Annotated in this window: 10 protein-coding genes; 6 read left to right on the forward strand and 4 right to left on the reverse strand. The window is 62.9% G+C overall.

The features are described from left to right. Positions 1-112 precede the first annotated feature (112 nt). Both JFU04_RS14355 and JFU04_RS14360 read left to right on the forward strand, forming a co-directional pair. Positions 113-1,216 (forward strand): enoyl-CoA hydratase/isomerase family protein, encoded by a 1,104-nt coding sequence (locus tag JFU04_RS14355; protein ID WP_201144508.1) that lies wholly within the window; start codon positions 113-115, stop codon positions 1,214-1,216. A gap of 3 nt (positions 1,217-1,219) precedes the next feature. Next, positions 1,220-2,371 carry an acyl-CoA dehydrogenase family protein gene (locus JFU04_RS14360; RefSeq protein ID WP_106803822.1) on the forward strand — a complete coding sequence of 384 codons (1,152 nt, stop codon included), beginning with the start codon at positions 1,220-1,222 and terminating at the stop codon, positions 2,369-2,371. Between the two features lie 138 nt (positions 2,372-2,509). Here the strand turns inward: JFU04_RS14360 and JFU04_RS14365 are convergent, their stop codons facing one another. From JFU04_RS14365 to JFU04_RS14380, 4 genes are read right to left on the reverse strand one after another with little or no spacing between them, the layout of a single operon-like run. After that, on the reverse strand, positions 2,510-3,283 hold the full coding sequence (locus JFU04_RS14365) for an enoyl-CoA hydratase (protein WP_065905355.1): 774 nt from the start codon (positions 3,281-3,283) through the stop codon (positions 2,510-2,512). Positions 3,284-3,294: 11 nt separating this feature from the next. After that, positions 3,295-4,422: an acyl-CoA dehydrogenase gene (locus JFU04_RS14370; RefSeq protein WP_201144510.1), complete on the reverse strand. Its 1,128-nt coding sequence runs from the start codon at positions 4,420-4,422 to the stop codon at positions 3,295-3,297. A 9-nt stretch (positions 4,423-4,431) separates the two neighbouring features. After that, a complete protein-coding gene (locus tag JFU04_RS14375; RefSeq protein ID WP_065905357.1) occupies positions 4,432-5,616 on the reverse strand; it encodes an acetyl-CoA C-acyltransferase in 1,185 nt (394 codons plus the stop codon). A gap of 11 nt (positions 5,617-5,627) precedes the next feature. Beyond that, positions 5,628-6,395, reverse strand: coding sequence for an SDR family NAD(P)-dependent oxidoreductase (locus tag JFU04_RS14380; RefSeq protein ID WP_201144512.1), 768 nt, complete (start codon positions 6,393-6,395; stop codon positions 5,628-5,630). 221 nt (positions 6,396-6,616) lie between these two features. Between JFU04_RS14380 and JFU04_RS14385 the strand changes: the two genes are divergently transcribed. The 4 genes from JFU04_RS14385 (at position 6,617) to JFU04_RS14400 (ending at position 11,947) form a co-directional block, all read left to right on the forward strand. Further along, positions 6,617-7,510 carry a bestrophin family protein gene (locus tag JFU04_RS14385; RefSeq protein WP_065905359.1) on the forward strand — a complete coding sequence of 298 codons (894 nt, stop codon included), beginning with the start codon at positions 6,617-6,619 and terminating at the stop codon, positions 7,508-7,510. 76 nt (positions 7,511-7,586) lie between these two features. Continuing rightward, positions 7,587-8,645 carry a tetratricopeptide repeat protein gene (locus tag JFU04_RS14390; protein ID WP_065905361.1) on the forward strand — a complete coding sequence of 353 codons (1,059 nt, stop codon included), beginning with the start codon at positions 7,587-7,589 and terminating at the stop codon, positions 8,643-8,645. 120 nt (positions 8,646-8,765) lie between these two features. Further along, positions 8,766-10,268 carry an ATPase domain-containing protein gene (locus JFU04_RS14395; protein WP_120448636.1) on the forward strand — a complete coding sequence of 501 codons (1,503 nt, stop codon included), beginning with the start codon at positions 8,766-8,768 and terminating at the stop codon, positions 10,266-10,268. Then, positions 10,265-11,947, forward strand: coding sequence for an ATP-binding protein (locus tag JFU04_RS14400; RefSeq protein WP_201144514.1), 1,683 nt, complete (start codon positions 10,265-10,267; stop codon positions 11,945-11,947). Before JFU04_RS14395 ends, JFU04_RS14400 begins: the two co-directional genes overlap by 4 nt. Positions 11,948-12,076 lie beyond the last annotated feature (129 nt).

The raw sequence follows: 12,076 nt of genomic DNA on the forward strand, positions 1-12,076 counted from the left end.
AAAACGACCTGCATGATTGAAGGTTGTACTGGGCAAATTTGCACTGGTACGATCGCGAGATGGTTCTTCGCTGAACCTCTTGATAAAGAACAATAAAAGCAGGGAGTTACAGATGACTGCTCAGGTTTCAAACCAAGCAAGCAGCGCCGATATCCTTCAAGACGACGTCCTGGCCGAAGTGCGCAACCACATCGGCCACCTTACCCTCAACCGCCCTGCCGGCCTCAACGCCATCACCCTGGACATGGTCCGCAGCCTCGCCCGCCAGCTGCAGGCGTGGGCCGACGATCCGCAGGTGCATGCCGTGGTGCTGCGCGGCGCCGGCGAAAAGGCCTTTTGCGCCGGCGGTGATATTCGCTCCCTCTACGACAGCTTCAAAAACGGCGACACCCTGCACGAAGATTTCTTCGTCGAGGAATACGCGCTGGACCTGGCCATCCACCATTACCGCAAACCTGTCCTCGCGTTGATGGACGGGTTTGTCCTCGGCGGCGGCATGGGCCTGGTGCAGGGCGCGGATCTGCGCGTGGTCACCGAGCGCAGCCGCCTGGCCATGCCGGAAGTGGCAATCGGTTACTTCCCGGACGTTGGCGGCAGCTACTTCTTGCCGCGCATTCCCGGCGAGCTGGGGATTTACCTCGGCGTCACCGGCGTGCAGATTCGCGCCGCCGACGCCCTCTACTGCGGCCTCGCCGACTGGTACCTGGACAGCGCAAAGCTGGCCGACCTCGACCACAAGCTCGACCGCCTGCAATGGCACGAGTCGCCACTCAAGGACCTGCAGGGCGTACTGGCCAAACTCGCCGTGCAACAGTTGCCCGACGCGCCGCTGGCCGCCTTGCGCCCGGCCATCGACCATTTCTTCGGCCTGCCGGATATACCGAGTATCGTCGAGCAATTGCAGCAGGTGACGGTCGCCGACAGCCATGAATGGGCGCTCACTACCGCCCAACTGATGCACACCCGCTCGCCGCTGGCCATGGCCGTGACCCTGGAAATGCTGCGTCGCGGCCGGCGCCTGCCGCTGGAACGCTGCTTTGCCCTGGAACTGCACCTTGACCGCCAGTGGTTTGAACGCGGCGACCTCATCGAAGGCGTTCGTGCGCTGATCATCGACAAGGACAAGGCCCCGCGTTGGAATCCACCCACGCTGCACGGCCTGGACAACACCCATGTCGAGAGCTTCTTCCATCACTTCGAGAAGGTTGCGAACTAAGCCATGCAAGACATTGAATACACTGAAGAACAAGTGATGATTCGCGACATGGCGCGTGACTTTGCCCGTGGCGAAATCGCCCCCCATGCCCAAGCCTGGGAGAAAGCCGGCTGGATCGACGATGCCCTGGTCGCGAAGATGGGCGAACTCGGGCTGCTGGGCATGGTGGTCCCCGAAGAATGGGGTGGCACCTATGTCGACTACGTCGCATATGCTTTGGCCGTCGAGGAAATTTCCGCCGGCGATGGCGCCACCGGCGCGCTGATGAGTATCCACAATTCAGTTGGTTGCGGGCCCATTCTCAACTACGGCACACAGGAACAGAAACAGACCTGGCTGGCCGACCTCGCCAGTGGCCAGGCAATCGGTTGCTTCTGCCTCACCGAACCCCAGGCCGGTTCTGAAGCGCACAACCTGCGCACCCGCGCCGAGTTGCGCGATGGCCAATGGGTGATCAATGGTGCCAAGCAATTTGTCAGCAACGGCAAGCGCGCCAAGCTCGCTATTGTGTTCGCCGTGACCGACCCGCAATTGGGCAAGAAAGGTATCTCCGCATTCCTGGTGCCCACTGACACCCCAGGCTTTGTCGTCGACCGTACCGAACACAAGATGGGCATTCGCGCCTCGGACACTTGTGCCGTCACCCTCAACCAATGCAGCGTGCCCGAGGCCAACCTGCTGGGTGAGCGCGGCAAAGGCCTGGCGATTGCGCTGTCGAACCTGGAAGGCGGCCGCATCGGCATTGCCGCCCAGGCCCTGGGCATCGCCCGCGCGGCGTTTGAAGCTGCGCTGGTCTACGCCCGCGACCGCGTGCAGTTCGACAAGGCAATCATCGAGCACCAGAGCGTGGCGAACCTGCTGGCCGACATGCAAACCCGCCTGAATGCCGCGCGCTTGTTGATCCTGCACGCCGCGCGCCTGCGCTCGGCCGGCAAACCGTGCCTGTCGGAAGCCTCCCAGGCCAAGCTGTTCGCCTCGGAAATGGCCGAAAAGGTCTGCTCCTCGGCGATGCAGATTCACGGTGGGTATGGGTATCTGGAAGATTATCCCGTGGAACGCTACTACCGCGATGCGCGGATCACGCAGATTTACGAAGGGACCAGCGAGATACAGCGGATGGTGATTGCCAGGGAACTGAAGAACTATCCCCTCTAACTGAAAGACTACAACCCCCATGTGGGAGCGGGCTTGCTCGCGAATGCGCCAGGTCAGTCAAAGCTGCAGTGACTGATTAGCCGTATTCGCGGGCAAGCCCGCTCCCACATTTGGATCATCGGTGTAAGTGATGGGGGCTTACTTATCCTTGAACGCCGGCGCACGCTTGGCCACGAACGCCGCCATGCCTTCCTTCTGATCCAGGGTCGCGAACGCGGCATGGAACACCCGGCGCTCAAAGCGCACGCCTTCGGACAGGCTCACTTCAAACGCGCGGTTCACGCTTTCCTTGACCATCATGCTGATCGGAACCGATTTGCCGGCGATCAATGTGGCAACCTTCAAGGCCTCTTCCAACAATTCATCCGCCGGCACAATGCGCGCGACAATCCCGCAGCGCTCGGCTTCCACTGCATCGATAAAGCGCCCGGTCAGGCACATTTCCATGGCCTTGGCCTTGCCCACGGCGCGGGTCAGGCGCTGAGTGCCGCCCATGCCCGGCAACACGCCGAGGTTGATTTCCGGCTGGCCGAACTTGGCGCCGTCACCGGCGAGGATAAAGTCGCACATCAACGCCAATTCACAGCCCCCGCCGAGGGCGAAGCCGTTGACCGCGGCAATGATCGGCTTGCGGCGGTTGGCCACGCGGTCGCTGTCGCTGAACAGGTCGTCCAGGTAGATCTGCGGGTAGGTCAGCTCGGCCATTTCCTTGATGTCGGCGCCGGCGGCAAAGGCTTTCTTCGAGCCGGTCAGCACGATGCAGCCGATCTGTGGATCGGCTTCCAGGCCGTCCAGCGCCTGGTTCAGCTCGCTGACCAACTGGGCATTCAAGGCGTTCAGGGCTTGCGGGCGATTGAGGGTAATCAGCCCGACGCGGCCCTGGACTTCGAGCAAAATGGTTTCGTAACTCATGTATCGGCTCCTTAGAGATTGCGTGAGATGACCATGCGTTGAATATCGCTGGTGCCTTCGTAGATCTGGCAGACCCGCACATCGCGGTAGATCCGCTCGAGGGGGAAGTCGCTCAGGTAACCGTAACCGCCCAGGGTTTGCAAGGCGGCCGAACAGACTTTTTCAGCCATTTCCGAGGCGAACAGCTTGGCCATGGACGCTTCCACCAGCGCCGGCTTGCCGCTGTCACGCAGTGCCGCCGCGTACTGCACCATCTGCCGGGCGACGGCGATTTGCGTGGCCATGTCGGCCAGGCGAAACGCCACGGCCTGGTGCTCGATGAGTGGCTTGCCGAAGCTTTCGCGTTCCCTGGCATAGTCGCGGGCGGCTTCAAAGGCAGCGCGCGCCATGCCCACCGACTGCGAGGCGATACCCACGCGACCGCCTTCGAGGTTGGCCAGGGCGATTCGATAGCCTTCGCCCTCCGCGCCCAGGCGATTGGCCACCGGCACTTTCACGTCCTCGAACAGGATCTGGCAGGTGTCCGAGGCGTGCTGGCCGAGCTTGTCTTCGACCCGCGCCACACTGTAGCCCGGGGAGTCGGTGGGCACGATGAACGCGCTGATGCCGCGCTTGCCGGCGGCCGGGTCGGTCACCGCAAACACAATCACCACCCCGGCATTTTGCCCGGAGGTGATGAACTGCTTGCAGCCATTGAGCACGTAGTGATCACCGTCCAGGCGCGCCCGGGTCTTCAGGCTGCTGGCATCCGAACCGGCCTGGGGCTCGGTCAAGGCAAACGCGCCGAGCATGGCGCCACTGGCGAGCGGCTTGAGGAATTGCTCTTTCTGCTGATCGTTGCCGAACGTGAGGATGGGCACGCAGCCCACCGAGTTGTGCACGCTCATGATGGTCGAGCAGGCCCCGTCGCCGGCGGCGATTTCTTCCAGGGCCATGGCGTAGGCCAGGTAGCCGGTGTCGCAGCCGCCCCACTGTTCCGGCACGAGCATGCCGAAAACGCCCAGTTCGGCCATTTCGCCGATCGCTTCCTTGGGAAAACGGTGCTCGCGGTCCCAGTCGGCTGCGAACGGTTTCAGCCGCTCCTGGGCAAATTGCCGGGCCGCGTCGCTGATCTGCAGTTGTTCGTCATTGGGCAGCATAGGGTTTCCTTAATACAGGCATTCAACGGCCATGGCCGTGGCTTCACCGCCGCCGATACAGATCGCGGCCACGCCACGCTTGAGGCCTTTCTGGCGCAGGGCCGCGAGCAGGGTCACCAGGATTCGCGCGCCGGAAGCACCGATCGGGTGGCCCAGGGCACAGGCGCCGCCGTGAACGTTGACCTTGGCGTGCGGGATTTCCAGCTTGCTCATCGTCACCAGGGTGACCACCGCGAAGGCCTCGTTGATCTCGAACAGGTCAACTTCGTCGATGCTCCAGCCGGTCTTGCTCATCAGCTTGCGGATTGCGCCCACCGGCGCCACCGGGAACAACCCGGGCTCATCGGCAAAGGCCGCGTGACCATGGATCACCGCCAGCGGCTTGAGCCCGCGCTTGAGCGCCTCGGACTGGCGCATCAGCAACAAGGCCGCCGCACCGTCGGAAATCGAGCTGGAGTTGGCCGCCGTCACGGTCCCGCCTTCGCGGAACGCCGGTTTCAGGCTGGCGATCTTGTCCAGCTTGGCCTTGGGCGGTTGTTCGTCGTGCTGGACGGTCTTCTGTTCCTTGCCGACCGTGACCTGCACCGGGACGATCTCGGCGGCGAAGCTGCCATGGGTGATCGCTTCTTGCGCACGGGTCAACGAGGCGATGGCGAAGGCGTCCTGGGCTTCACGGGTAAAGCCGTTGTGCGCGGCGCAGTCTTCGGCAAAGGTGCCCATCAGGCGGCCCTTGTCGTAGGCGTCTTCGAGGCCGTCGAGGAACATATGGTCGAGCACGCGGCCGTGGCCCATGCGGTAGCCGCTGCGGGCGCGGTCGAGCAAATAAGGCGCGTTGGACATGCTTTCCATGCCGCCGGCAATCACCACGTCGACGCTGCCGGCCAGCAGCGAATCATGTGCCAGGATCGCCGCCTCCATGCCCGAACCGCACATCTTGTTGAGGGTGGTGCAGCGCGTCGACTTGTCCAGCCCGGCGCCGAGGGCCGCCTGGCGCGCCGGGGCCTGGCCGAGGCCGGCGGGCAGCACACAGCCGAACAGCACTTCATCGACAGCATCGGTGGCGATGCCGGCACGCTCGACCGCTGCACGGATCGCGGCAGAGCCCAGCTGCGGCGCGGTCAGACCCTTGAGGTCGCCCTGGAAGCCGCCCATGGGGGTGCGCACGGCGCTGACAATTACGATGGGATCAGTCATGGAAGTTCTCCTTACTTGGCGGCCATGCGCAAGGCGCCGTCGAGACGGATCACCTCGCCATTGAGCATGCTGTTTTCGATGATGTGGCGGACCAGCATCGCGTATTCCGCAGGTTTGCCCAGGCGCGGCGGGAATGGCACGCCTGCGGCCAGCGAGTCGCGCACTTCGGCGGTCATGCCGGCCATCATCGGCGTCTCGAAAATACCCGGGGCGATGGTCATCACGCGGATACCAAAGCGCGCCAGCTCGCGAGCGGCCGGCAACGTGAGGCTGGCGATCGCGCCTTTGGAGGCGGAATAGGCAGCCTGGCCGATCTGCCCATCAAACGCTGCAACCGAGGCGGTGTTGATGATCACGCCGCGCTCGCCATCGGCATTCGCTTCGCTTTCAGCAATGGCCGCTGCCGCCAGGCGCAGCAGGTTGAAGCTGCCGATCAGGTTGACGTTGATCACCTGGGCAAAGCTGGCTAGCCCGTGGGGGCCGTTCTTGCCGAGAATTTTCTCGCCACGCACCACACCGGCGCAGTTGACCAACCCATGCAGGCCGCCAAAGGCGGCAACGGTCGCTTGCACGGCGGCTTCGGCCGCCGCTTCCTGGCTGATATCGGCCACGGCGCTGCGTGCGTTCTCGCCCAACTGCTTGGCCTTGGCGGTCACCGCGTCGGCGTTCAAATCCACCAGCATCACCTTGGCACCGGCGGCAATCAGCATTTCTGCGGTGGCCGCGCCCAGGCCTGACGCGCCGCCGCTGACCAGGAAGATCTTGTTTTCAATCTGCATTATTGTTTCCTTGAACCAGAAGGACCGAATCGTGGAAATAGTCGCTCCCGCACGCTGGCGCAGCAATGGTCAAAGCTTTCAACCTGCTTGACTGGTTTGGCCAGTCATCAATCCTGCTTATCGGCCAGTCAGTCCAAGCGATTGGACGCCTGTCGCGCTTGCTTCTAATCTGAGGGGCTACACTCCTGAAGCCGCGTCTCCGAAGAAGCCCTGTCCCGCCGATGATTGTGCGTCCCAAACCCAACCTCCTGGGTATCCTGTTCTCCCTCAAAGGCTCGATAGCCAAGCGCATTGCCCTGCGCAGCCTGCTGGTCACGTTGCTGGCCTCGGTGATCGTGCTGGTGGAAACCCTGCACCCGGCGTATTTCTCCAAGGTCAACGCCACGCCATTCACGCTGCTGGGGCTGTCGCTGTCGATCTTCATGAGCTTTCGCAATAACGCCTGCTATGACCGCTGGTGGGAAGGCCGCAAGCAACTGGGGCAGATGATCATCGATGTACGCTCGCTGATCCGCGAGACCCAGGTGCTCAGTGACCCGGCCGAGCGCGCCGGCCTGCTGCGCGCGCTGGGTGGTTTTGCGCACGGCCTGGTCGCCCGCCTGCGGCATGAAGATGAAGCGCTGGCAATCAAGCCGTGGAGCGACGTCGACACCCGCCACCCCAACCTCCCCGACAAGCTGCTGCAGCAGGTCGGCGCGCGGTTTTCCGTGTTGACCGAACAGGGCGTGCTCAGCGAATGGCGCTACACCCAACTGGAGACCCGGCTGGTCAGCCTCAGCCAGGTGCAGGCCTCGTGCGAGCGGATCAAGGCCACGCCGCTGCCCTTCCCCTACACCTTGCTGCTGCACCGCACCATCTACCTGTTCTGCATTCTGTTGCCGTTCGCCATGGCCGAGCCCCTGGGCTGGCTCACGCCGGTGTTCACCGCCATTGTCAGCTACACCTTCTTTGGCCTGGACGAGATCGGCGATGATCTCGAAGACCCTTTCGGCTTCGACGAAAACGACCTGCCCTGCAACGCAATCCTGCGCACCCTGGAGCGCGAGATTCTCGCGGCCCTCGGCGAAACCGACTTGCCGCCGCCGCTCGAGCCGGTGGAATACGTGCTGACCTGACGCGGGTTTGACACCTGCCCTGGTCTGGCCGAAGCTGATGGCTTTGCTCTAGCTGCCCAAGCTTTCGGACGCCTGCATGTCAAAGTCACGCCGTTACTCCATCGTCGGCCTGTGCGCCCTGTTGTTGATTGTACTGATCACCTGGTATTTCTCCCGTTCCACACCGGTGGCCGTGCCACCCGCCATTGCCCATGGTTACGCGAAAGCGCTGAAACAGGCGCATAACGGCGAGCCGGGCGCGGCGCGCGTGCTCTATCAGCAATTGGGCCGGCCGGACCTGTCGCCCGAGCGCCGCGCCGCATTGCATGCCGAACTGCCCAACTACCCCAGCCCCCAGGCCTTGAAGCTGGCGGATAAAGACCTCGCCAGCGACTCGCCGCTGGTACGCGAAGCCGCTATCCATAGCATTGTCGGCCTGGTGCCCACGGGCCAGCGCACGCTGTTGCTCGGCCCTGCCCTGGATGACCCCGAACAAGGCGTGCGCTTTGCCGCCGCCAATGCCTTGCTCGGTCTCTCGCCCGACACCTTGGGATTGTATTTCGGGCCCTTGCAGCAGGTGCTGGATGAGTTCGTGAAGAAGCTCAAGGCCCAGCCGGAAACGGCTGAGGGCTGGATTCAACTGGCGCGCCTGTACATCCACAGCGCCCTGCTGCCCGATGCACAAAATGCGCTGGAACAGGCCATGCGCCTGCAGCCGGACAACTTGCAGGCGGTGGTCGCGCAGATCGAGCTGCTGGATAAGCAAGGCAAGACCGACGAGTCCCGTCAACTGCTCGCGCGGCAACTGGCGGCGCACCCTGAATCGGCTTACCTGCAACATGCGCTGGGCATGTGGCTGCTGCACCACGGCGAGCGCCCCTATGCGCTGCTGGGCCTGTCCAAGGCCGTGGAGCTGGAGCCGGACAATCAGGATTACCGCTACGACCTGGCCACCACCCTGCACGCCCAGCAGGAACAGGAAGCGGCCCAGCGCCAGTTGGAAGAAATCATCCAGCGCCACCCGGCCAATCGCAAGGCGCGGGTGCTGCTCGTCACATACTGGAAAGAAAGCGGCCAATTGCAGAACGTGCAGGTGCTGCTGGCCCAGCTCGAACAGCAAAACCCCGACGATCCGGCCCTGCAACAGGGTCTGTAGACATCACCGGCCGTATTTTCCTGGAACAGGTTGAACCGCCGCAAAGCGCTACGGTCAAGAGAACATGGCGCGTCCACCAGGGCGCGCATCCTCTACTCGTATGTGACCTGAGGGCACTTCTTGTCTACATCCAAAGCGTTGTTATCCGAAAAAGCAGCCACCGGCATCGAAGGTCTTGATGACATTCTTTCCGGCGGGCTATCGCGCAGCCATCTGTTTCTCCTGGAAGGCGAACCTGGCACCGGTAAAACCACGGTCGCCCTGCACTTTCTGCAGGCCGGCGCGAAAGAAGGTGAGCGAACGCTGTACATCACGCTGTCCGAAACCGAGCGCGAATTGCGCCAAGGCGCCAAGTCCCACGGGTGGGACCTGGACGAGAATATCCATATCTTCGAACTGACCCCGCCGGAGAGCCTGCTGGATGCCGAGCACCAGCAGAGCCTGTTGTACTCCTCCGATCTCGAACTGGGCGAAGCCACCCGGCAGATCTTCGAAGTGGTGGAACGGGTCAAGCCGACCCGCGTGGTGGTCGACAGCCTTTCGGAAATCCGCCTGCTCGCACAAAGCTCGCTGCGCTATCGCCGCCAGATCCTGGCGATCAAACACTACTTCGTGCGCTATGACGCCACCGTACTGCTGCTGGATGACCTGACCACCGAATCCCTCGACAAAACCGTGCACAGCGTGGCGCACGGCGTCATCCGCCTGGAAGAACTGACACCCAATTACGGCGCCGAACGCCGTCGCGTGCGCATAGTGAAGTACCGCGGCCAGAAATACCGTGGCGGCTTTCACGACTTCACCATCATGCAGGATGGCATTCACGTGTTCCCCCGCCTGGTGGCCGCCGAGCATCGCGGCGGCTACGTGCGCCAGACTTTGAGCAGCGGCATCCAAGAACTGGACGCCTTGATGGGCGGCGGCGTGGAGACCGGCTCCAGCAGCCTGATCCTCGGCCCGGCCGGTACCGGCAAATCGCTGATCTCGATGATCTTTGCCGCCTCTGCCGTGGCCCGTGGCGAAAAAGCCGCGCTGTTCATTTTCGATGAAGAACTGGGCCTGCTGTTCGAGCGCATGAAAAACATGGGCATCGACCTCGACGCCCTGCAAGCCACCGGCAACCTGCTGATCGAACAAGTGGACGCCGCCGAGCTGTCCCCCGGCGAGTTCTCGCACCGGGTACGCCGCTGTGTCGACGAGCGCGGGATCAAGACCGTGGTCATCGACAGCATCAACGGTTACCAGGCGGCCATGCCGGAAGAGAACGCGCTGATCCTGCATATGCACGAGTTGCTGCTGTACCTCAACCGCCGGGGCGCGGCCACCTTCATGACCGTCGCGCAGCACGGGCTGGTCGGCGACATGCAGGCACCGGTCGACATCACTTACCTGGCAGACACCGTGATTCTGCTGCGTTACTTCGAGGCGCTGGGCAAGGTGCGCCGTGCCATCTCGATCATCAAGAAACGCACCGGCTCCCACGAGTCGACCATCCGCGAATACCGTATCAGCAGCCGCGGCATGACCGTCGGCGAACCGCTGGATAATTTCCAGGGCGTGTTGCGTGGCATTCCAACCTACATGGGCGCAGGCTCGCCTCTGCTCAAGGATGAGGGCGTGTGACGGCTATTTCACCCGTATCCGAGCGCGCCATCGTCCTGGCGCCTATGGGCCGCGACGGTACTTTGGCGCTGATGATGCTCAACGAGGCTGGCTACAGCGGCATCGTTGCCAGCAGCCTGCCGATGCTGTGCGAGGCCCTGGAGCAAGGTGCCGGCCTGCTGATCATTGCGGCCGAAGCGCTGCGGGGCGCGGACCTGGAGCCGTTGCTGGAGCATTTGCATCAGCAGCCAGCCTGGTCGGACCTGCCCATCGTGCTGATGACCCACCACGGCGGCAGCGAACAGAATGGTTCTTCGCACCTGAGTGGCCTGCTCGGCAATGTCACGTTCCTTGAGCGGCCGTTCCACCCCATCACCCTGATCAGCCTGGTGAGCGCGGCCCTGCGCGGTCGCCGCCGGCAATACGACGCGCGTGACCGCTTGATTGACCTCAGCGAGAGCGAACTGCGCCTGCAGCGCACCCTGGAAACCCTCGAACAACAAGTCGAGGAGCGCACGGCGCAGTTGCGCAGCAACGAAGAAGCGTTGCGCCAATCGCAGAAAATGGAAGCGGTCGGGCAGTTGACGGGCGGTATCGCCCACGACTTCAACAATATGCTCACCGGCATTATCGGCAGCCTGGAGCTGTTGCGGCGGCGTGTGTCGCGCGGCAAGTTGGACGACCTCGACAGCCTGATTGACCTGGGCGTGACTTCGGCCAACCGCGCTGCCGGCCTGACTCACCGCCTGCTGGCGTTTTCACGGCGCCAGTCGCTGGATTCCAAGCCAGTGCAGATCAACGAGCTGGTCACTTCGATGGGCGAACTGCTGCAACGCAGCATCAACGAGAGCATTGCCCTGGACATGCGCCTGGAGGACCGGCTGTGGACCGCCGAAGCCGACCCCAATCAGCTGGAGAGCGCCCTGCTCAACCTGGTCTTGAATGCCCGCGACGCCATGCCCGACGGCGGCCGGCTGATCGTCGAAACCAGCAACCGCCACCTCGACAGCGTGTTCACCGCCGCGTATGGCACCTTGAACCCCGGCGACTACGTGGAACTGAGCGTCAGCGACACCGGCTGCGGGATTCCGGAAAGCCTCATAGGGCGGGTATTCGACCCGTTCTTCACGACCAAACCCATCGGCCAGGGCACCGGCCTGGGCTTGTCGATGATCTACGGTTTTGCACGCCAATCTCATGGCCATGTGACCATCCACAGTGAGGTGGGCAAAGGCACCACCGTGAGCCTGTTTCTCCCGCGTTTTGTCGGTGAATTGACGGCTGATACGCCGTTGGACTCCGCTCTATTGCCTTTCGCGAATGCCGGCGAGTGCGTGCTGATCGTCGAGGACGACCCCGCCGTGCGCGTGCTGGTGAGCCAGGTGCTGAGCGAGTTGGGCTACGCCTTCGTCGAAGCCGGCGATGCCGACAATGCGCTGCCGATCATCGAGTCCAGCCAGCGCATCGACCTGATGATCAGCGATGTGGGGCTGCCAGGCATGAATGGCCGCCAGCTGGCCGAAATCGGCCGGCAAATTCGCCCGGACTTGAAGGTTTTGTTTATTACCGGCTATGCCGAGCATGCGGCGGTACGGGGCGGTTTCCTGGACCCGGGCATGCAGTTGATCACCAAGCCGTTTACCTTTGATTTGTTGACGGCGAAGGTGCGGGAGATGATTCACCTGCAGATAAGGGAATGAGGCGCAGGTTAAACAAAACACTGGGCACCGACCGGGTCCGCTGACGAGCTATTTACGTTGATGGCGATGAATTAGGCACTAATACGCAGTGGCGCCGTTTGTATCGGCGTCGACAGCGCACATAGAAAC

Origin of the sequence: Pseudomonas sp. TH21 (assembly GCF_016651025.1) — a bacterium.
Lineage (GTDB): Bacteria > Pseudomonadota > Gammaproteobacteria > Pseudomonadales > Pseudomonadaceae > Aquipseudomonas > Aquipseudomonas aylmerensis.

Bases quoted from the DNA above. Each gene is read 5' to 3' on its own strand.
- JFU04_RS14355 (WP_201144508.1), top strand. From the start codon at position 113: ATGACTGCTCAGGTTTCAAACCAAGCAAGCAGCGCCGATATCCTTCAA.
- JFU04_RS14360 (WP_106803822.1), top strand. From the start codon at position 1,220: ATGCAAGACATTGAATACACTGAAGAACAAGTGATGATTCGCGACATG.
- JFU04_RS14365 (WP_065905355.1), bottom strand. From the start codon at position 3,283: ATGAGTTACGAAACCATTTTGCTCGAAGTCCAGGGCCGCGTCGGGCTG.
- JFU04_RS14370 (WP_201144510.1), bottom strand. From the start codon at position 4,422: ATGCTGCCCAATGACGAACAACTGCAGATCAGCGACGCGGCCCGGCAA.
- JFU04_RS14375 (WP_065905357.1), bottom strand. From the start codon at position 5,616: ATGACTGATCCCATCGTAATTGTCAGCGCCGTGCGCACCCCCATGGGC.
- JFU04_RS14380 (WP_201144512.1), bottom strand. From the start codon at position 6,395: ATGCAGATTGAAAACAAGATCTTCCTGGTCAGCGGCGGCGCGTCAGGC.
- JFU04_RS14385 (WP_065905359.1), top strand. From the start codon at position 6,617: ATGATTGTGCGTCCCAAACCCAACCTCCTGGGTATCCTGTTCTCCCTC.
- JFU04_RS14390 (WP_065905361.1), top strand. From the start codon at position 7,587: ATGTCAAAGTCACGCCGTTACTCCATCGTCGGCCTGTGCGCCCTGTTG.